This window comes from Streptomyces sp. NPDC001828, assembly GCF_042892175.1.
Classification (GTDB): domain Bacteria; phylum Actinomycetota; class Actinomycetes; order Streptomycetales; family Streptomycetaceae; genus Streptomyces.
The window spans coordinates 543,411-561,849 of sequence record NZ_JBIATV010000002.1 but is presented as its reverse complement, the minus strand read 5'-3'; the positions used below and the strand labels follow the sequence as shown (position 1 = coordinate 561,849).

17 protein-coding genes are annotated in these 18,439 nt (G+C 68.1%); 1 reads left to right on the top strand and 16 read right to left on the bottom strand.

Annotated features, from left to right (window positions below; translation table 11 throughout):
* Positions 1 to 38 precede the first annotated feature (38 nt).
* The 12 genes from ACFYZA_RS09430 to ACFYZA_RS09375 form a co-directional block, all read right to left on the bottom strand.
* Positions 39 to 1,613, bottom strand: coding sequence for a hypothetical protein (locus ACFYZA_RS09430; RefSeq protein ID WP_388488804.1), 1,575 nt, complete (start codon positions 1,611 to 1,613; stop codon positions 39 to 41).
* 26 nt (positions 1,614 to 1,639) lie between these two features.
* Positions 1,640 to 2,746: a hypothetical protein gene (locus ACFYZA_RS09425; protein WP_388488802.1), complete on the bottom strand. Its 1,107-nt coding sequence runs from the start codon at positions 2,744 to 2,746 to the stop codon at positions 1,640 to 1,642.
* Positions 2,746 to 3,672: a hypothetical protein gene (locus tag ACFYZA_RS09420; protein ID WP_388488799.1), complete on the bottom strand. Its 927-nt coding sequence runs from the start codon at positions 3,670 to 3,672 to the stop codon at positions 2,746 to 2,748. Before ACFYZA_RS09420 ends, ACFYZA_RS09425 begins: the two co-directional genes overlap by 1 nt.
* 11 nt (positions 3,673 to 3,683) lie before the next feature.
* Positions 3,684 to 4,571: a phage distal tail protein gene (locus ACFYZA_RS09415; protein WP_388488797.1), complete on the bottom strand. Its 888-nt coding sequence runs from the start codon at positions 4,569 to 4,571 to the stop codon at positions 3,684 to 3,686.
* Complete coding sequence (locus tag ACFYZA_RS09410) at positions 4,571 to 9,409, bottom strand: phage tail tape measure protein (RefSeq protein ID WP_388488795.1); 4,839 nt, start codon at positions 9,407 to 9,409, stop codon at positions 4,571 to 4,573. The genes ACFYZA_RS09415 and ACFYZA_RS09410 overlap by 1 nt, the downstream gene beginning before the upstream one ends.
* A gap of 333 nt (positions 9,410 to 9,742) precedes the next feature.
* Positions 9,743 to 10,324, bottom strand: coding sequence for a hypothetical protein (locus ACFYZA_RS09405; protein WP_388488793.1), 582 nt, complete (start codon positions 10,322 to 10,324; stop codon positions 9,743 to 9,745).
* Positions 10,325 to 10,340: 16 nt separating this feature from the next.
* Positions 10,341 to 10,808, bottom strand: coding sequence for a hypothetical protein (locus ACFYZA_RS09400; RefSeq protein ID WP_388488791.1), 468 nt, complete (start codon positions 10,806 to 10,808; stop codon positions 10,341 to 10,343).
* Between the two features lie 140 nt (positions 10,809 to 10,948).
* Positions 10,949 to 11,380, bottom strand: a complete 432-nt coding sequence (locus tag ACFYZA_RS09395) for a hypothetical protein (protein ID WP_388488788.1) — start codon at positions 11,378 to 11,380, stop codon at positions 10,949 to 10,951.
* Complete coding sequence (locus ACFYZA_RS09390; protein WP_388488786.1) at positions 11,377 to 11,814, bottom strand: HK97 gp10 family phage protein; 438 nt, start codon at positions 11,812 to 11,814, stop codon at positions 11,377 to 11,379. The genes ACFYZA_RS09395 and ACFYZA_RS09390 overlap by 4 nt, the downstream gene beginning before the upstream one ends.
* Entirely contained in the window at positions 11,774 to 12,211 is a 438-nt protein-coding gene (locus ACFYZA_RS09385) for a hypothetical protein (protein WP_388488784.1), read from the bottom strand. The genes ACFYZA_RS09390 and ACFYZA_RS09385 overlap by 41 nt, the downstream gene beginning before the upstream one ends.
* Positions 12,208 to 12,588 carry a DUF6093 family protein gene (locus ACFYZA_RS09380; protein ID WP_388488781.1) on the bottom strand — a complete coding sequence of 127 codons (381 nt, stop codon included), beginning with the start codon at positions 12,586 to 12,588 and terminating at the stop codon, positions 12,208 to 12,210. The genes ACFYZA_RS09385 and ACFYZA_RS09380 overlap by 4 nt, the downstream gene beginning before the upstream one ends.
* Before the next feature lie 2 nt (positions 12,589 to 12,590).
* Entirely contained in the window at positions 12,591 to 13,028 is a 438-nt protein-coding gene (locus ACFYZA_RS09375) for a DUF6093 family protein (RefSeq protein ID WP_388488778.1), read from the bottom strand.
* A 232-nt stretch (positions 13,029 to 13,260) separates the two neighbouring features.
* Between ACFYZA_RS09375 and ACFYZA_RS09370 the strand changes: the two genes are divergently transcribed.
* Positions 13,261 to 14,463: a glycosyltransferase gene (locus ACFYZA_RS09370; RefSeq protein ID WP_388488776.1), complete on the top strand. Its 1,203-nt coding sequence runs from the start codon at positions 13,261 to 13,263 to the stop codon at positions 14,461 to 14,463.
* Between the two features lie 136 nt (positions 14,464 to 14,599).
* Here ACFYZA_RS09370 and ACFYZA_RS09365 read toward each other — a convergent pair whose 3' ends face one another.
* Genes ACFYZA_RS09365 through ACFYZA_RS09350 form a run of 4 tightly spaced genes read right to left on the bottom strand, consistent with a single transcriptional unit; the run spans position 14,600 to position 18,331 of the window.
* Entirely contained in the window at positions 14,600 to 15,109 is a 510-nt protein-coding gene (locus ACFYZA_RS09365) for a MarR family winged helix-turn-helix transcriptional regulator (RefSeq protein ID WP_388488773.1), read from the bottom strand.
* A 47-nt stretch (positions 15,110 to 15,156) separates the two neighbouring features.
* Positions 15,157 to 15,585 (bottom strand): STAS domain-containing protein, encoded by a 429-nt coding sequence (locus ACFYZA_RS09360; protein WP_388488770.1) that lies wholly within the window; start codon positions 15,583 to 15,585, stop codon positions 15,157 to 15,159.
* Positions 15,582 to 16,676: a B12-binding domain-containing protein gene (locus ACFYZA_RS09355; RefSeq protein ID WP_388488767.1), complete on the bottom strand. Its 1,095-nt coding sequence runs from the start codon at positions 16,674 to 16,676 to the stop codon at positions 15,582 to 15,584. Before ACFYZA_RS09355 ends, ACFYZA_RS09360 begins: the two co-directional genes overlap by 4 nt.
* Positions 16,673 to 18,331, bottom strand: a complete 1,659-nt coding sequence (locus ACFYZA_RS09350) for a PP2C family protein-serine/threonine phosphatase (protein ID WP_388488765.1) — start codon at positions 18,329 to 18,331, stop codon at positions 16,673 to 16,675. The genes ACFYZA_RS09355 and ACFYZA_RS09350 overlap by 4 nt, the downstream gene beginning before the upstream one ends.
* Between the last annotated feature and the right edge of the window lie 108 nt (positions 18,332 to 18,439).

The window sequence follows — 18,439 nt, the reverse complement described above, 5'->3', positions numbered from 1 at the left end:
AGTTGTTGATCGCTCGCCCCTTGCGTTGAGGGCCCCGGTCAGTCGAGGGGGTAGCGGATGCTGAGGTTGACGTACCCATTGCCGCTGGCCAACTGGGTTCCGGCGGCTTGAGAGATGTTGGAGAAGGTGACAGCACCGGTCTTCGGGTTGAGGTTGACGCTCACCAGCGCACTCGCCGTTCCTAGAGCACCTGTAGGCATCACAACGAGGGGGAACTGCTGGGTGTAGCCGTTGGCCGGCCAGGCGTCGGCAGGCACGGTGAACAACTCCTCGCCGTTAACCGCCGCCGACTTGGCCGTGCGCTTGAGAATGCCGCGAACCCCGACCGTACGGTCAGGGTAAATGCGGTATGCCACCCGGTCGAACGAGGCTCCCCAGTGAGCCCAGTTGACACCCAAGGACGGCGCCTTCCAACCCTGGTTGTAGAGGCCGATCCAGCCTTCGGGGTCGACGAAGAATCGGTTGTGGAAGTACACGGCTACAGGCTGGTCTTTCCGGTCTCGCGCGTTGATGGAGCCGCCGCTTTTGATGTCGATGCGGTCGAAGGGCAGGGAACCGAAGAGGGTGGATTGGGCGTTGCTGACGATCTCGGTGGCGCTCATCTCCAGCCTGCCCTTGTTGGGTTCTGACCACATGGACAGCGATGCTCCGGGATATACCGGAGGGCCGCTGAAGGAGACTGCGGCGGCGCCCGGTGGCGTTGGAGCCGTCAGCTCGGCGGACTGAAGTCTCAAGGTGGACTTATTGGTGGCGGCGTCGTAGGCGGAGTACAGGGCGGCGGGTGACACTTCGGTAGCCGCCCCGGACAGCAGTCGGACCTGGCCGGTGGTCGGCTGGGTATCGGACGCTGGGACCTGGGTGATTTCGACGCGGCTGCCGGAGTCACCGGTACGCAGGACCGCGCCGTCGATCTGCACGCCGATGATGTGGACACCCTTGATCGTCTTCCCGTTGACGGCGTCTGCGGTGAGCATGTCCGCAGTGACCGACCCTGCGGTGAACAAGCCCGCGCGCAGGGAGTTGACGTCCATCGAGTCGACGGTGAGCGACCCCGCCTTGATCTCTTTGGCGGTCAGGGTGCCTTCGTACATGTCGGTGGCGACCAAGCGACGCGGCGTTCCCTGAACCGCGATGCTGGCAGGGCCGGGTGTGCCCGAGGTGTTGACGGCGACCAGCCGTACCCAGACTGGGTCGTAGGAGCGGCACAGCACCGGGGTGCTGGCGCCGCTCTGGCTCTCGATGGTCGCGTCCGGGTTCCGCAGGTCGGGCTCGGCGGTGGCCGAGGTCAACAGGTGGACCTGGATGCGTGCCAAGTCTCCGACCGCGTTGGCGGAGGCCCAGCCGCCGTCCCAGGTGACGGTGAGCCCGCCGATGATCGGCGCGACGAGCGGAGGGCTTGGGGCCGGCGGCGGCGGTCCGTTCACGGGGATGGCACCGGTAGTACCGTCCGGTTGCTGGCCGATCACCGCGCGCAGAGAGCCGGTAGCGTCATACACCTGGATGGCGCCGTTCTCGATGGAGGAGGAGCCGAGTTGGGTAGAGCGGGTGAGCTGGTCGAGCCGCCTCTTGAGATCGGCGATCTCGGCACCCAGCCGGTGCAGGTCATCGGGCACAGGAGGCTCCTTTCGGGGAGATGGGGTCAGGCTGCGGCGGAGCCGTAGTGGTAGCTGTCGGCGCGCGCCAGGTCGACGGTGACGGTCTCGCCGTCGCTGCCGCCGGTGCGGACGGTCCATCCGGTGATGCGGCACCACCCGGTCCAGTCGGTCCACGCGTTGTGCACGGTGACCATGACGTCGTCGCCAACCTGGAACGAGCCGAGCGGGGCGGCGGGGTGGGCGGGGCGGATGCGGATCTGGTCGACGCTGCCGCGGGTCTGGCGGCGGGTCCGCTCGGCGCGTGCCCGCTGCGCGAGGATGTCGCTGCCCTTGACGTCGGGGAGGTCCATGACGTGCTCGAGGCGCAGGCGCCCGTCGCGGACCGAGTCGATGACCCGCCCTTTGGCCCTGCCCTCCCCCGCGCCGGTGGCGATGACGGTGTTGGCGTACTCGTCGGCGCTGCGCGCCACCGCTGGGGCGTCAAGGATGTTGATGCCGCTGGCGAAGGAGACGTCACTGCGGCGGGCGCCGAGTCGGGGGTAGGCCAGTCGCAGGCGGCGCACGATCGCGCCGTCGGGGCCCCAGGCGGTGTCGCAGGTGTAGTCCGGGGAGTCGTCAGCTTGGACCAGGTCATCGAGTGCGTTGCCGAGGACGGGGTCCTCCCACCAGGAGAAGTGCAAGGGCTCGGCCGGAGTGCCGACCTTCGCAGGTGACGTAGCCGGATCGACGGTCACGCCGAGGTCGCCGTCCGGGATCGACTGTGCGTAGGCCCAGATGTCGCGGACCACCCGGCAGGGGTCGGCATTTACGTATGGTCCGCGGCCGCCGAGTTCGCCGTGGATGTCGTGGCGGTGCTGAAGGTAGGAGGACCAGCCGGCCGCCTCCAAGGACAGGCTGCGGTCTTGAGGGGTGGCCTGCCACAGGATGCCGCCCCAGCGCAGAACACCACCCTGCTCGACGTAGAGCGCGGTGTTGCCCTCGTCCACCGCCTCCGGCAGCGATCGGGCGAAGCGTGGCGACAATTTCCCGGTGAATGAGCCGGGACCGTTCAGTTCAGGTCCGAACTCCACATCGGACAAAGGCAGATCGGAGGCGAGGATCTCGCCGGTCAGTAGATGTTGGGCGAAGTAGCGGTAGTCGGAAGCAGGCATCAGTAGATGCCCTCCTCGAATTCGACGCGCGCGATCGCCGTGGTGGCGACGTCGGCTTGGAGCACGCCGGCGTTGTTCTGGTCGAGAGACACCAGGGCCTGGAGGGACTGGGTGGTGCCGCGCATCGCTGCGGGCACGGCCACCGTGTCGGCGCTGATCAGGTGAATCCGGGATGCGCTTCCGGTCTCGAACCACACGGACTGGGCTTGCAGGGAGCCCACTTTGGCGGCGCTACCGCCCCACACGCTGCCCTTCATCACCTGGACGCCCGCGATGGTCATCTCCACGCGCAGGGTGACGGCCCACGGCGGGACCTGGATGTCCCAGCGGGCGGTGGGCGGCCAGGCCACCCACTGGCCCTGCGGGTTGCCGGGCCAGTCCTGGTCTGCACCCGGGCTGGCGGTGTAGACCCGGCTGGTCCGGCGCGGATTGGCGACCTGCCGCATGTCGCGGATCATCGACGCCGACACTGTGCCGGTGTTGGCCGGGAGGTTGATCAGCGCAAGCGGGATGGCGGAGTACCCCGCCGGCACGGATGCGAAGACCGGGGGCACACCGGAGATGACGTCGAAGAAGACGACCGCGTCCTTGGCCGGGTCGCGGCCGCCCTCGTACTGCGGGTCGAGGACCCGCAACACGACCAAGTCATTACGGGCGTTGGCACCTGTGGGAGCGATCTGCACCGTCGCGCTGCCGATGTTGTAGGCGGAGTAGTGGCCCTGCCAGGGCGAGGCGCGGCCCTGGATGATGGCGGAGCCGTCACCGATCTGGACGCCGCCCGCGGGGACGGCCAGGGGGCTGACCTTGAGGTCGCCTCCTTGGGTGACGCCCTCGCCGCCGCGCGCCAGGTCCCGGATCATCATCCGGAACGACTGGGCGCTGTGGGTGGCTCCGTTGGTGAGCAGGGGGGCCGGGGAAAGGGTCATGATGCCGCTCCTCAGAGGGTGGGCCAGGCCGGCCGCCAGGTGACGGTCAGTCGGGCTTGGTTGGATGGGTCGGTGGCCTGCCAGCGGATCTCGCTCCGCCCCGGCGGCAGGCTGAACACGTCGAGGCGGCCTCCGGTCAGGGGCACGCTGCCGCCGTCCCGGCGGAGCACGGAGCGCCAGGTGGGCCGAGTGTCGATCTCCACCCAGTCATCGCGTCCGATGACGGTGTCCAGACGCAGCGCATGGCCGGTCTCGACGTGGGTGATGACGGGATTGGCGCACGGTCCGTCGATCCGCAGAACAGGCCAGGTGGATGCCGTTCCCTCGACGGTGATCCAGCCCGGCCGCGCAGCGTCACCCGGGGCCGGAGTGACGACAATGGGTGCGACGACGGGAGCGGTGAACCCACCGCCGACGACCGTCCTGAGCGGCAGCACCAACTGGTCCTGTCGGTCTGCGTAGAAGAGCTGGTCCGCTGTCAGGACCTCGATGTCGAGCGGGACCCAGCCGTGGACCAGGCGCTCGAAGTCGGCGTCGACCTTGCGCAGCCGCCCGTAGACGACGCGGACCTCGCGCCCAGGAAGCTTGAGGCGCAGCGCGGTGGTCGCGCCCCCTGTCAGGCGCAGCGCCGGATCGTCGTGAAGCCGCTCCAGCATGGCGAGGATGTCGAGGGCTGCCGCAGGATCACCGGGAGTCTTGATCGCCGCGTCGATCCGGATGGTGCGGCCGCTGTAGTAGTCGGCACCCAGCCAAGTCCCGTCCTCGTGCGGCGGATCCACGTCCCCGGTTCGCACCGGCGCCCGGCCCAGTCCCTCGACGTTGGCGATCGAAATCGGCGTGCCGGCTCCGATCAGGAGGCCGCCGAGGTCGTGCTGGAAGTCCGAAAGCGAAGCAGTCATCAGCGGCGCACCCCGCCCCTCTGCGCGCGGCGTATCTGGTATCCGATCGCTTCCGCGATCTGATGCTCGGTGGCACCAGGGCGGTCAACGTTGATGGTCTGGGTGCCGATCAGTGCGGCAGGTGACTGAACGACAACAACCCGCACCCCTTGCGACGGCTGGGCGTCGGTGAGCCGCACAGGGCCTGTCACGCCAGCCGCTGTGAGCTGATAGCCGAAACGACCCGCCACGTCCGTGAGCACGTCCGTGGCCGAGCGGCGCTGTGCGGCCCCGAGCGGGATGAACGCCTCGCCCCCCGTGCTGGGCTCGGCAAAGCGGACGATGCCGCCGCTGGTCGCGTACAGGCCTGGTGTGAGGATGCCTCCTCTCTCGTACGACAGCCCCTGCTGGGCGCGGGAGAGGTCGGCCAGGAGCTTCGTGCCACGACCGCCGAGAACTTCCCGAATTTGCCTGCCGGCCTTCGCGAGGACCCGGATGATCTCGTCCTCGCCGAGCCCTGTGGTGTCTGCCGCTTGGTGGATACCGACCTTGTCGGAGGTCACGGCGGCGACGATCTGGACGACCGTGCTGGTCTCCTCCGCCGTGAGCTGGGCGCCCGACACTTTCGCTTGCTCGTTGGCCCGGGATGCTTTGCCACGGTCGGCCACCGCCTGGGCGGCGAGCTGCTGGGCAGCCTCGTCGTTCTGCCCGGCCAGCTGCGAGGCGAGATCACCGAATCCGAGTCCCGCCAGCTTGATCAGATTTCGCTGAAAGGCGGCGTTAGCGGTGTTCGCGGAACCCAGCTCCCGGGTGTAGTCCGCCAGCGACGCTTTCGCCGTCTCTGCAAGACGGCGAAGGTCACCTGCCATCGCGTCCACGTACTTCCTGGAGCCGATGGCCATCTTGTGGACCAGGTCGACGCCATCCTCCCCCATCGCCTCCAGTGCACGGGCAACATCGACGCCGGCACGGGACGCCACGGTGGCCAAGTCCCGACGCCACCGGGCAGCCACGCCGACGCTGTCGTGCAGCTTGCGTGCGAAGACGGAAAGGTCGAACTTGCCGTCCTTGTCCCTGGAATCACTCGCAAGACCCGTCACCGACAGCAGGCTCGGCGCCTTGTAACTCCAGTTGCTTGCACCACCGTTGGCGTTCCATTGAATGCCGGACGGATCGCCGCCAAGACGCCGCACGATCTCTTCGGTGATCGCTCTCGACCGGGGCCGCTTGCTCGGGTTGAAAGGGACGTACCCCTCCCCCATCGTCTCCGGCTCTCCCCACACCCTCCAGGAACCCGCGGGCGCGATCTGCGCAACGTGATTCTCCTTCCGGCCGCGAACTCCTCCGTCGGCGTAGAAGTCCAGGAGCCCGCCGTTCGCCTGCTTCTTCGGCGCCTGCACGTAGTCGGAGATCCCGTTGCCGTCAGCATCGTTGGGGAGGGGTTCACGTCGGTAGAGGATCGAGATGACCACCGGCGGGGGCTGGTTCGTGGTCACGTTGACCGTGACCTGCTTGGTGTCGGGAATGGTGGAGACGGAGATCCCGATGGCGTCCAGCAGGTTCTTCACTGCCTGCATGTCACCGGACAGCAGTGCCGACGTGAGAGCGGAAGCAGCGGCGGGGCCCTTCTCCGCAGCAGCCCGCAGAATGAGTTCGAGCATTCCCGACCATTCATGCTGTGCCTGGTTTCCCGCTGTCCGGAACGCCGTCACCACGTTCGACAGATCAGGTGCACTGATGGGCCGGTCCGGACCCCAGATCGCGGTCAGAGCGTCCTGCGCCTGCCTGATGTCACCGGACATGAGTGCGGTGCGGAACCGCTCGGCCGCTTCCTTGCCGCCCGTCTGCGCGGTTTCAGCGATCAGGCGCATGCCGCGTTGAAGATCCTCGCGGGCCCCCGCAGTGGATTTCTTGACCGCCTTCCCCAGGTCGATGAGCGCCATCTGCTGCATGACCGGAGCGAACTTGCCGGCGTCGTTCGTCGCCGATGCCTCAGCCCAGGCGTTCGCGGTCTCTTTCCCATACCGGGAAGCGATCTCGGGGAGCATCTCCAGGCCACGCCGGTATGTCGCCTGGGCGCGCTCAGTGTCCTGCTCAACGATCTTCAGCAGTTCGTCGGCGGTCTTCCGCTGGCCCTTGCCGAGCTGCTGCACCAGCTCATCGAGAACCCCTGCGCCCTCACGACCCAGAGTGGCGAAATGGTCGACGAGGCCCTGATAAGCACCGCCATCAGCCATGGCGAGCTTCCCCATGTTCTGCTGGAAGGCGATCTGCGCTTGGGACTGTTTGCGCATCTCATCCATATAGCCGGACAGAGAAGCTTTCGCGTCGTCCGCGTTCTTGCCAGCCTTCCGCAGCGAGTCGGCCACTTGCTGCTGGGCATCCTTCAACGCCCGGGACGGGTCGACCGCGTCATCGACGGCTTTCGCGAGGGCCTTCATCTCATCCGAGTACTGAGGTCGTCCCTGGTTGTCGGTGGCGATGAGCTTGTCGAGGGCCCATGCCCCGTTGTAGTTCGACTGAGCGTCGCGGATCTTCGCCGACATGGCGTCCATGGCAGCCGTGATCTCGGCGTCCTTCTTGGAGGCGGCAGCCCACCACTTACCCCGGTCCTCGAGGACCTTCATGGCCTGTGTGTGTTGCTTGTCGACGGTGTAGCTGCCTCCGGTGCCCGGGTCTCCGAAGAAGGTTGACCCCTTGGCCGCGAGGTCGTCCTGAAGATCCTTCAGCTTCTTCCCGCCGGTCTTGATGGCCTCGACAGCCTGCTCGACGGTGACGCCGACCTTCTCCAGTTTGTCCAGGTCGCCGGAGCTGACGAGCTGTTCCGCTAGCTTGCGCATGCCGGCCCCGGCCACCCCCTCCTGCCCTCGCTCGGATTGCAGAGCCGCGACGAGCTCCTCCGTCGCGTCCTTCGCCTGCTGCTTGGACGCCGCGTACGCCGCGTACGCGAGGGTGCCGATCGTCAGCAGTGCTGTCAGCCCGGACACAGCAAGGCCCATGCCGGACAGGGCGACTGGCAGGGCTGACCTGCCGGCGCGCATCGCGGTCAGGTTCTGTCTGAATGTCGCAAGCTGAAGACCCACCTTTTCGACGCCCGCCCGTGCGATCAGTGCCGCCGCCCCCAGCGCGATCAGCCAGGCAGCCGTCGTCTTCAGACCCGACGGAGCATCGTTGGCGACTGAAGCGAAAACCTTCAGTGCGGTGCCGATCGACTGCAAGGCAGGCAGCATGGCCCGTCCCAGGTCGATGCCGAGTGCGGAGGCCTGGTTCTTGAAGAGCGCCCATTGTCCGGCCGTGGTGTCCATCTGGATGTCGAAGGCCTTCTGGGTGGCCTTGGCCCTGTTCGTCTCGACGGAGATCGCGGAGAACGTCGACGCGTAGTTGCGGCCATCTGCCGAGCCGAGTGCGAGAGCGGCTCGGACCGCTCTGATGTCCTTCAGGAGCGGCACGATTTCGGCTGCGGTGCCGCCGGTCTTCGCCCTGATCTTCTCCATGACGACGTACAGGCCGTCTTGTTGGAGCGCGGTCGACGCCGACTCGTAGCCGAGTTCCTTGAACATGTTCCGCAGCTCGGCTGTCGGTTTCATCATCCGCGTGAGCAGCATGTTGAGCGCCGTCGCTGTCTCCGCCGCAGGGATGCCGGTGAGGGTGACGGCGGCGAATGCGCTGGAAAGGTCTTCGAAGGTGACGCCGGCGGCGGCGGCCATGGGCACCACATCGCCGAGCTGCTGGGCCAGTTCCTCGAAGGAGACGACGCCGACGTTCACCGTCTGGAACATGGTGTCCATGACGTTGGAGGCCTGTGAGGCGTCCAGCCCGTACGCCTTCAGGACACCGAGCAGAGCGCGTGCGCTCGTCTCGGTGGTGGTCAGGCCGGCGCTGGCGCCCTTGGCGGCGACGTCCAGGATGCTCATGGCCTGCGCGCCGTCGAAGCCCGTAGAGACCACCTGGTACAGGCCTTCGGCGAGCTGGGATGCGGTCTGCGGTAGCCGCGTCGACATCTCGACGATCTGGTCCGTGTACTGCTGAACATTGTCGGCGGTGATCTGCTTGGAGATCGTCATGACGTTCGCCATGTGCTTCTCCAGCTCAATCGCCGCGTGCACGCCGACGCCGAGGACGGCACCCAGGGCAAGGCCCCCCTGGAGAGAGCGGCCGATGCTCGCCTGACGGGCTCCTGCCAGAGCCGCCGCAGCGTCGGCTTCGGCCCGCTGAGCTGCGCGGGCCGTACGCGCGGCCTGCTGCATGGCGCCGTCTCGGGCGGCGACGGCGTTCACTGCGCGTGCTTCCGCGTCGGCGAGCCGCCCGGCAGACGAGGTGGCCAGCCGGGTGGCCCGCTCCGCTTCCCGTGTCGCTTGGGCCGCTCGCAGTTGCGTAGCCGCCGTGCCCTGCGTGTAGCGGTCGGCCACAGTCTGGGCGCGTGCCGCTCGCTCCCCCAACGCGGCGGCGTTCGCCGCGCCTCGCGCCTGCGCGGCCTGGGCTGCAGCAGCGGTGCGTGCCGCCGTCGCCTGGGCTGCGCCCGCACTCGAAGCCGCAGCGGCCTGTGCTTGTTGGGCACGGGCGGTGAGATTCGTTGCCAGCTGCTGCGCCCTCTGTATTCGCGTCACCTCGCGCTGAGCCTGGGCAGCCTGCTGCGTGGCCCGCGCTACACGGCCCTGTGAGGCGACCATCTGCGCCGACGCTTCCTGTTGGGCGCGGGCAAGGCGCTGCGTGGCTGCCTGTACCTGGTTCAGGCGCGAGGTAGTTGACGAGAGTCGGCCGTCGAACTGTCGTAGCTGGGCAGCTCCTTGGCGCAGGCCGCCGGTCAGTCCACCAGTAGTGGCGAGCAGGTTGACGTACAGGTTGTAGCCCGGGGCCATGTCACGCCGTCTTTCTGGGCTTCAGCCCGATTTTGACCCCACGCCCTTCGGCCCCGTCGGGGACCTGCTCCCGCTCCATTTCGATCAGTTCGCACCCCGGGCACCGAGACGTGTCGGTGACGTAGGCGAACCGGTCTCCGCCGGCCTCCGGCTCCCACTCGGCCGCCCGTGTGCCGCACCCGGAACACACCACCCTCGAATAGGCCAGGTATGCGAGGGCCTTGGCCCGGTCGGCCGCAGTCCACATTCCGCTGCCGATGCCGAGGAACTGGCTGTGCGGAATGCCGTGGGTGTGGCACAGCTCCAGCTCGGCGCGGAATCCGGGGTCGGAGATCAGCCTTTTCCCAGGTCTGCCCGAAGCTGATGGTTGACCATGAGCGCGGTCGTGAACAGGGCCTTGGCCTCCGAGTCGGCCCATGCGTCAAGGAGTTCCTGTGCCTCCTCGACCGTCATGCCGTCGACGCTCGAAGCGGAGATCAACGCGGCCGGATACGTCTCGACGTCGTACTCCATGCCCTGCTCGGCCTGCTGCTCCGACGGCGGATGCTCGCGAAGCAGCTGCTCCCACACCGGACGAGGCAGTGCCCTGAACGTCAGCGTCACCGTGGCGGCGTCCAGCCTTGCCTCAGCGGACTGCAACGCCAGCTCGGCAGCAACCACCCCCGGCTCCGCGCCCACCCACCGGTCACGGTCTGCCTCGGGCACCTCTTGGTCGTCGGCGGCCGTCTCTGCCTGGGCTCGCGCAGCCGCCAACTTCAACGCGGCCTCGTTCCGAGCGATCTTCAGCTGGTTGTCGTCGACGAAGGAGATGACGCGTTCCGGGAGCTGCCGGGAGCGCAACTTGGCCATCTTGGCGGCCCAGTGGGCGTCGGCGGCAATGGCCTGGGCCGGCGGCTCATGCAAGGTCGTGGACATGCGGAACCTCGCCCCGTCAGGCCGCGGCCGGGACAGCGGCGTCGAGAACCGGCACACCCGTGATGGAGAACCCGACCTTGAACTTCGCGGGCTCTGCACCGGTCGAGTAGGTGGCCGCTCGAGAGCCCACCCGCACCGGAAAGATGTCCATCGACCGGCTGGCCGCCACATCGCCCTTGCGGAGGATCACCACGAACCCGGTGGTGCCCTTCGACAGGAGCTGCTCCACGTTGTCCCCGGCCTGATCTTCGTAGAACGTGAAGCTGCTGTTGTCGGCCTTGTCCTCACCGGGGATGCTGCTGGCGAAGCTGGTCGCCATATCGGGGGTGTCGATCGGCGTGTTCTCCAACGCCCAGCCCTCGACATCCGAGATGAACGGTGAAAGGTCCGTGCCGTTCGCTGCGCCGAGCTCGGTGCGGACGGGAATGCTGCTGGGTGCGGCGATCGCCTTCAGGAAGAAGAACTTCGTGACGCCACGGCGCATGAACCTCTGCTGAGACACAGGGAATCTCGCTCTCCGGGAACCACCACCGGAGATACACGCCCGACGGCCGGTCCCCAACAGGGGATTCGGCCCGTACCGTGTGGCCGGGCGTCCGCGCTTGCCTCCGCGGTGAGGTGGGCTCAGCCGACGGTGGTGACCGTCAAAGCGAACCGCTGTACGTAACTGTAGACGCTACCCGCAACACTGGTTCCGTCCTCCCGGTCCAGGTCCCGGTCCACGACTACACCGCCGATCAAGGTGATGGGGAACGCCCAACCGCCGGCGGTGCGCCCCAGAAAGCCTGCCCGGACCTTGTCAGCAAGCGCGGACGCCAGCTCGGCCGACGAGGCCGCGCTGGTGACCTGAATCAGAACTCGCGCATCACCGTGCATGTCACCGAATGCTGGGCCACTGCTGTCCTGACCCAGCTCGTACAGCACCGAGTAGGGCAAGTTCGCCCCGGTGGGCTGAGCGGTCTGCACAGGCACAGAGCCGTATCCACAGGACCGTCCGGTTGCAGTGGCGAGCATCGTCTGTGCTGCGAGCGCCACGAGGCGGCCGTTGACCGTCACGACTGCCCCTCGGCGATCTCTCTCATGCCCGCCAGGAATCGGGGCTGAATCTCCGCCACCGCTGGCCCGACGTGCGGATAGGGCCGCTGGTTGTAGATCCGCCCCAGGGAGTCAGCACCGACGAAACCGAACTCCAAGCGCCTGGCCTGGGGCTTGTTCGTGCCGACCGTTCCGATGACGGTCTCTCCAGATGTCTGCACCGTGTGTGTCCATGAGCGCCGGTAGTCACCTGTCGGTGCGTTCGGTCCCGGGCGTCCAGAGGCGTGGGCCTTGATTCGTGTCTCCAGCAGCATCGTGTAGTGCCGTACCACGGACAGAGCTGCGGGCAAGGTGAGTGCAGCCCGGCGGTCTAACTGGGCCGCTATCTGCGCGCCGTTGCTGTAGACGCCGGCGTCAGGGTGCGCATTCGGGTGTGGGTTCAGTGGCGAAGGCATCGGCAGGCTCCCATCCAGCCCATTCCCCGCGCGCCCATTCGGTCAACAACCGCAGCATTCCTCGGCCGAGTTCGTGCGGTTCGCCGTCCAGTAGATCATGGCGCGCGAGCACTGCCCGCTCGAGTTCGCGGCCGTCCAAGGAGCTGAGGAACTGGGCAGCCGCCGGTCCCGGATCCGGGGGCACCCCGACTTCAACACGGGCCAGACCATCGACAGCTCTGCCCGCATACTCGCTGAGGTGGAGGATGACGTGAGCGGGTTCGCCTGCGATCTGCTGGACGGTGTACGCGGACACGTCCCGCGAGATGTCGACACCGTCGAGCTCGACAGACGCCGTAACGCCCCGCCCGTCGATCCGCACCTGCCGCAGCTCGGGGCCATTCTCCGTCGCCTTCACAGCGCGCCGACACCTCCGCCCTGCTCATCCAGCCTGGTGACACGGACCACTTCCCAGGTAGAGCCCTGGGTTCGCGCCTCGCAATACCAAGTACGCCCGGCAACAACAGAGTTCGGGTCCTTGGACGCGACCACCTCGACCCGGTCGCCGGGCTCAGCGGCCGGTGCCGTGAGCGGAGTCAAGAGCTGATACCAAGCAGTCGACTCCCCTGCCCAATCCAGGCCGACCATCTGCGCGAACACGATCTGCCCATGCGTGGACAACAATGCTCCGGGCCCCTCGTACACAACACTGGGCTCCGCGTTCCGGGTAATACGAACGGTGTCGGTGAGCCACGCCTCCAGCTCGGCGCGCTTGGCCGCGATGTCGAACGGCATGGTCAACTCCCTCCGTTGGCGGTCGTCTCGTATCCCAGCCACGTCGTGCGGACCACCGGATGACTAGACCTCTCCACCCCAAGAACGGACCAGACACGACCAGCCGCATCCGGGTCCCTGCCAGCAAGGACCGTGACACGGTGCTGCGGCGTTGCCGTCGGCGCCGAGACAGGGGTGAGTAGCTTGTACCGGCCGGCGGCGCCGACAGGCGTGAACTGCTGATCGGCAAGATGCAGAGTGATATCGGGGTTGCGGTCAGGTAAGAGCGCCCCTGGCCCCTCCCACAGCACCACATCCGGGTCGTGGACCTCTTTCATCGTGTCGGGGTCCACATGCACCGCGCCCGGAATGTAGATCCTCACGCGGTCGACAAGGACCTTCGCTTCGATGATCGCGGTGACTGCCGCGAGAGCCAGCCCGTCCGAAAGTGAAACGTTCATGCTTTCGACTCTAGGGCTTCCAGAAGACTGACTGAGCGCAAGCAAACTTGAATGAGCAGTGGACTGCACAACGCCCGCCAGCACAATGCGAATTGGGCGCTCCGCACCTCATATGGCAGGCTCCGCTACGACGTAAAATCAGCGAGCTGCACGGGCGCTCCGCTTCCGCTACGCCAGTCTTGTCCACGCCGCACTCGGGCATGCCTCGGGTCCTGAGGTTGGGAGCTAATCCATGAGCAGTGACGCCCTGATCGACCGTCTTCCGTTCGGCCCGGAACGCGGTTTTCGCCTGATCGTCACGGGCGGCGGGACTGGCGGCCACACGTACCCGGCGCTAACTGCGGTGCGTGCGCTCAAGGCACGGCTGGCGGCGGCTGGAAGGACGCTCGACGTGCTGTGGGTGGGGCAGGAGGAAAGCCTGGAATCCCGTGTGGCGGCAGCCGAGGGAATCGCATTCGCCTCCGTCGCCGTCGGCAAGATCCGCCGCTCCAGCAACCCGCTCAAGATGATCTCCCCCGCCAACATGGCGGACATGGGCCGTGTGCCCGTGGGTGTCCTTCAGGCCCGCAAGATCATCTCGCGCTTCGCCCCCGACGTGGTCCTCGCCACCGGTGGTTACGTCGCCGTCCCGGTGGGCGTCGCAGCCACTCGCCTCTGTCATCGCCCTCTCGTGGTACACGAGCAGACCGTCCGCCTCGGTCTGGCCAACAAGACGCTCGCCGGTGCCGCCCGGGGGGTGGCCGTGTCGTCGGAGTCGACGCTCACGCTGCTACCCGCATCCGTGCGCGAGGTGGCCGTCGTCACGGGGAACCCTGTCAGGCCGGAGGTCTTGACCGGACATGCGGAAAAGGCCGTCGAGACACTCGGCCTGGCAGGATTCGACGGCCGCTTTCCCACGGTCTACGTCACGGGTGGTGCGCAGGGTTCTCAGCAGATCAACACTCTGGTCGCTGAGCTGCTGCCGTGGCTCCTGGGTCATGCCAACGTGATTCACCAGTGCGGACCCGACAATTTGAAGGGCCTGCGCCAGCAAACAGCGGCGCTCCCCCGGGAGCTGGCGGGTCGCTACCACTTGACGGCCTATGTCGGCGCGGAGCTACCCGATGTGCTCGCTCTGGCCGACGTCGTCATCTCCCGCAGCGGGGCTGGGACGATCGCCGAGCTGACAGCCTTGGGGAAGGCGGCTGTATTCGTGCCGCTGGCCACCTCGGCCGGCAACGAACAGGCCCACAACGCACAGCACCTGGAGCAGGCCGGCGCGGCCATCGCCCTCCTCGGCGAAGTGACGGTTGACCGGCTGCGAGAGGCGGTGAGCCCGCTGCTCACGAACCCGCAGACAAGGGGGGCCATGGCCGAGCGGGCTCGGTCACATGGGCGTCCGGATGCTGCTGAGCGGCTGGTGGATGTCGTACTCTCCTCCGCGGCCGGTCGCTGAGGACGCCTACACGCCGTCCCTCAGATACTGTCCCGCTCCCTCGTCGAACGTAACGTGCAGTAGTCGACTCATGCATGCATGGCGGGAGTGGCTGCGGTACCAGAGGGGTCGGTCTGAGCCTGTGCGTGCGCGGTGTTCAGGCTGCGGAGTGGGCGGCGGACTTGCTGTGCTCTGTGCCGTTGTCGCCGCTGGTGAGTTGTGCGGCGAGTTCGGTGAGACCTCGTGTCAGGGCGCGGCGTTGGGCTGCGGGCATGTTGTGGATGGCTTCGTGGAGCATGGTTTCGCGCTGCTCGCGGATGCGCTGGAGGTGCTTTTTGCCGGCGGGGCTGAGGCGGAGGGTGATTTCGCGTCCGCTGTCGGGGCAGGGGAGGCGTTCGAGGAAGCCGATGGCCTGGAGGCGGTCGCACATGCGGCTGATGTTGGGGGGTGAGGAGGCCAGCAGATGGCAGACGGTCCGCATGCGTATGCCGTCCTGCCGGTCGACGACATACATCAGCCGCAGTTGGGAGGCGGAGGCGGGCGCGGTGTCCTGTGCGGTGGTGGCCTTGGCGCGTTCCCACATGACGTCTAGGAGCTCGGTGATGGTGCTGGCGGCCTCGGTGGCGTGGGTGCAGAGGCTGCTGGGGGTGGCGTCTGGTGCGGTCATGACTTCCCCGGTCGGTGCTTCTGCCCGGGGGGTGGCCGGGCAGTGGCTCAGGTGGTGCTGTCCGGTCCGGTGGGGCGGGCCGCTTGCGCTGTCCCCGTGGTCGGCGGGGTCTGTGTGGTGCTGTGCTGTGAGGCCGCGCCACGGGTGGGGGCCGTCGCGGTGAGGTAGTCGAGCGTACCGGTGATGTCGAGCAGCCGGTTCAGGCTCGGTGGTCGGTCGTCCAGGTGCAGACGGGTCCCGGCCGCGATGGTGCGGCGGTGGACCATCAGCAGGACGGACAGGCCCATGGAGTCGACGCTGCCGACCTCCGCGAAATGCAGGTGCAGGTCCTTGAGGCCCGGCCGGGCTTCCAGCTGGTCGGTGACCTCGCCCAGGAGGAGGTCCACGGTCTGGTAGTCGAGATCGCCGGTGATCTCTATGCGGACCGTGTCCTGGGTGTCGATGGTGGCCAGGTGAAGGCCGGGCAGCGTCGTCATGCGGATGTTCCGTTGGCGGTCGAGCGGTCGGTGGTCAGGGCCCGGACGCCGCGTTGCAGGGTGCTCACTGCCCGGGGGAAGTCCCGGAGTTCACGGGCGAACAGGTCGAGCGCCGGCGGCAGGGACCGCGCCGGCACCCCGCGCGCTTCGAGGATCTGGGCGGTCCAGGTGATGAACCAGGTGAAGAGATCCTCGTCGTCGAGGTAGAGCGCGGTGGCCAGGAACTCGACGATGTGCGCGAGGTCCTCCGCTGTGCGTTCGCGCTGCGTGTCGTCGTAGCCGCGCATCGCGGGGAACGCGTCCTCCAAAGCCCCGAACACCGTCCGCACCAGGCCGGCGCTGCTGCGGGCGACCATCGTGTACTCCTGGTCGGCCAGGTGCGGCAGATCGTCGATCTGCTGATGGTCGACCAGCGGGCGCGGCAGTGGTCCTTCGGCGAGCCGGTCGGCGGCCGCGCGGGCGTCGGGCGCCCACACCTGGGCGCCGAGCAGCTTGGCGTACTGGCCGTCGGGGCCGAAGGCCGCGCCGCCGACCAGGACGGGCACCCCGACCGCCTGGCACGCCGTGATCGCGGCGTGGGCGGTGGGAAGCCGGGTCGCGATCGAGCTGGACAGCGCGACCGCGTCGGCCCGCGTGGTGTGCAGGTGGGAGATGAGGTGCGGGGCGGGGACCTGCGCGCCGAGGTAGTCGACCTGCCAGCCGCGCAGCTTCAGGACCTCGGCGACCAGCCGGGCCGGCAGGGCGTGCCATTCGCCGTCCACGCACGCCACCGTGATCCGCCCCCGGGAGGGCGCGGTGCGCGCTGCGGGGTGCAGGGCGAGGGCTGCGACGGCGCGCTCGTTGATGGAGGTGGCGGCGTGTTCCTGGGCGACGGTGAGGCGGTTGGCGGCCCATTCCTCACCGACTCTGCCCTGGACCGTGGCGATCACGTCCAGCAGCACGGCCTCCGGGTCGACGCCGTCGTCCAAGGCGCGCACCACGATGTCGGTGGCCGTGTATTCGTCGCCGTCCTCGACCGCGTTCCACAGGCGGTCGGCGAGGTCTGCCAGGTGGGCGCTGCCCGTGTGGCGGGGCGGGGTGCTGGTGCTCATGCGGTGTACCTGCCCCGGGTGTGGCCGTCGACGGCGCTCAGGTGGTGGGTGCGGGGCGCGGAGATCGCGACGACGGCCATGTCGTCGTGACGGCGCCCGCCGAGCCACTGGGAGGCCAGCATCTGGATGTGCTCGACGATGCCCTCGGCGGGCATGCCCGCGCATCCGGCCAGGGCGCGCTTGAGGCGTTCCTCGCCGAACTGGCTGTCGCCCAGCGGGCCGCCCCTGGCCTCGGTGATTCCGTCGGTGAACAGGATGCACGACTCGCCAGGGCCGAGCTGGACGGCCGTGGTGCGGGCGCGGACCTCCGGCAGTACCCCGACGAGAGTCCCGCGGGTGTCTGCCTCCTCGACCGTGCCGTCCCTCCGGATGATCAGCGGAGCGGGATGGCCGGCACTGGTCAGCCGCACCCGCACCCCACTGCCCTCACGGACGGCGGACGCCAGGACCAGCGTCACGAACCGCGTGTGGTGCGAGTTCACCAGCGCGGTGTTCAGCAGCGTCAGCATCCGCTGATGGTCATCCGCCATCGGCAGCAGCGCGTGCAGGGTGTTGCGGATCTTGCCCGTCAGGACGGCCGCCTCCAAGCCCTTCCCGCACACATCGCCCAGCGTCACCAGCGACGGATCGCCCTCCACGGTCGAGGGATGCACGTCGTAGAAGTCCCCGCCGATCCGCTCGTGGTCGGCCGAGGGCCGGTAGCTGCCGGCGAAATCCACCCCGGAGATCTGATGCAGGGCCGGCGGCAGGAGCTCCCGCATCAAAACCTCGGTGATCTGCGTCTGCTCCGCATACAGGCGGGCAGCCGACATCGCCGCCCCCGACCTGGCGGCGAACAGCCGGGCGAAGACCTCTTCCTCCTCGGTGAACGCCGCACTGCCCTCCTTGCGGAGCAGCACCAGCGCACCGGCCGGAACGCCGTGCCCGGGCAGCGGAGTGATCACTATGGCCCCGATCGGGCCGAAGCCCTCCGGGATCATCCACGCCGGCGCCGAGGCCGGGTCGAGCCAGCGGGACGGCACCGGCGGGAACCCGCGCAGAGCCTCGCCGAGACCGGGGACATCGTCGGGGTCGACCGTCTCCTGCGACGTGACGGGCTTGCCGCCGCGCAGGCACGTCACCACCGGCAGCCGCTCACCCCGGGCCGGCGCGATGGCCAGGGCCGCGTCGGCCAGGTTCTCGGCCGCCATCTGCGCGGTCACGTCCATGCAACGCCCCAGATTGAGGGAGGACAGCAGAGTGCTCGACGCCTTCGCCAGGAACGCCGTGCGCTCCCGCTCCATGCGCAGGGCCTCACGCACCAGCTGGTGATCGGTGTCATCCACCAGCCACCACGCGACCGTGCCGTCGTCCCCCACGCTCGGATGCGCCTCGAAACGCCGCTCCGCGATCACACCGGACAGCGGCACATCCGACTCACACGCTGCCCGCGGGGCCGGCAGCCGCATCGACCGGTGGGCCGCCGCCAGCCACGCCGGAACCACATCAGCCAGACGCGCACCGGGCCGGGCCGCGGGCAGAAGCGCCTGCGCGGCATCATTGCGCTGCACGAGCAGGCCCGCCGCGTCGGCGACCAGGACGGGGTAGGGGGCACGGCCCCACGGAAAGTCGTCGGGCTTCGTGCCTGCTGCGGTCTGCGCTCGGGTGGAGACCAAAGTTATGAGGACCCGCTGGGCGAATCCCTCACCTCACCAACTCAAAAAGGAATCATTTCCTTCGGGCAACAATCCCGCACCCGGCACCCTCCTGGCAACCCGCCCCCT

What these genes read in the sequence shown, in the direction of transcription:
- ACFYZA_RS09425 (WP_388488802.1), bottom strand. Translation starts at nt 2,746, where the DNA reads ATGCCTGCTTCCGACTACCGCTACTTCGCCCAACATCTACTGACCGGC.
- ACFYZA_RS09420 (WP_388488799.1), bottom strand. Translation starts at nt 3,672, where the DNA reads ATGACCCTTTCCCCGGCCCCCCTGCTCACCAACGGAGCCACCCACAGC.
- ACFYZA_RS09415 (WP_388488797.1), bottom strand. Translation starts at nt 4,571, where the DNA reads ATGACTGCTTCGCTTTCGGACTTCCAGCACGACCTCGGCGGCCTCCTG.
- ACFYZA_RS09410 (WP_388488795.1), bottom strand. Translation starts at nt 9,409, where the DNA reads ATGGCCCCGGGCTACAACCTGTACGTCAACCTGCTCGCCACTACTGGT.
- ACFYZA_RS09405 (WP_388488793.1), bottom strand. Translation starts at nt 10,324, where the DNA reads ATGTCCACGACCTTGCATGAGCCGCCGGCCCAGGCCATTGCCGCCGAC.
- ACFYZA_RS09400 (WP_388488791.1), bottom strand. Translation starts at nt 10,808, where the DNA reads ATGCGCCGTGGCGTCACGAAGTTCTTCTTCCTGAAGGCGATCGCCGCA.
- ACFYZA_RS09390 (WP_388488786.1), bottom strand. Translation starts at nt 11,814, where the DNA reads ATGCCTTCGCCACTGAACCCACACCCGAATGCGCACCCTGACGCCGGC.
- ACFYZA_RS09380 (WP_388488781.1), bottom strand. Translation starts at nt 12,588, where the DNA reads ATGCCGTTCGACATCGCGGCCAAGCGCGCCGAGCTGGAGGCGTGGCTC.
- ACFYZA_RS09375 (WP_388488778.1), bottom strand. Translation starts at nt 13,028, where the DNA reads ATGAACGTTTCACTTTCGGACGGGCTGGCTCTCGCGGCAGTCACCGCG.
- ACFYZA_RS09370 (WP_388488776.1), top strand. Translation starts at nt 13,261, where the DNA reads ATGAGCAGTGACGCCCTGATCGACCGTCTTCCGTTCGGCCCGGAACGC.
- ACFYZA_RS09365 (WP_388488773.1), bottom strand. Translation starts at nt 15,109, where the DNA reads ATGACCGCACCAGACGCCACCCCCAGCAGCCTCTGCACCCACGCCACC.
- ACFYZA_RS09360 (WP_388488770.1), bottom strand. Translation starts at nt 15,585, where the DNA reads ATGACGACGCTGCCCGGCCTTCACCTGGCCACCATCGACACCCAGGAC.
- ACFYZA_RS09355 (WP_388488767.1), bottom strand. Translation starts at nt 16,676, where the DNA reads ATGAGCACCAGCACCCCGCCCCGCCACACGGGCAGCGCCCACCTGGCA.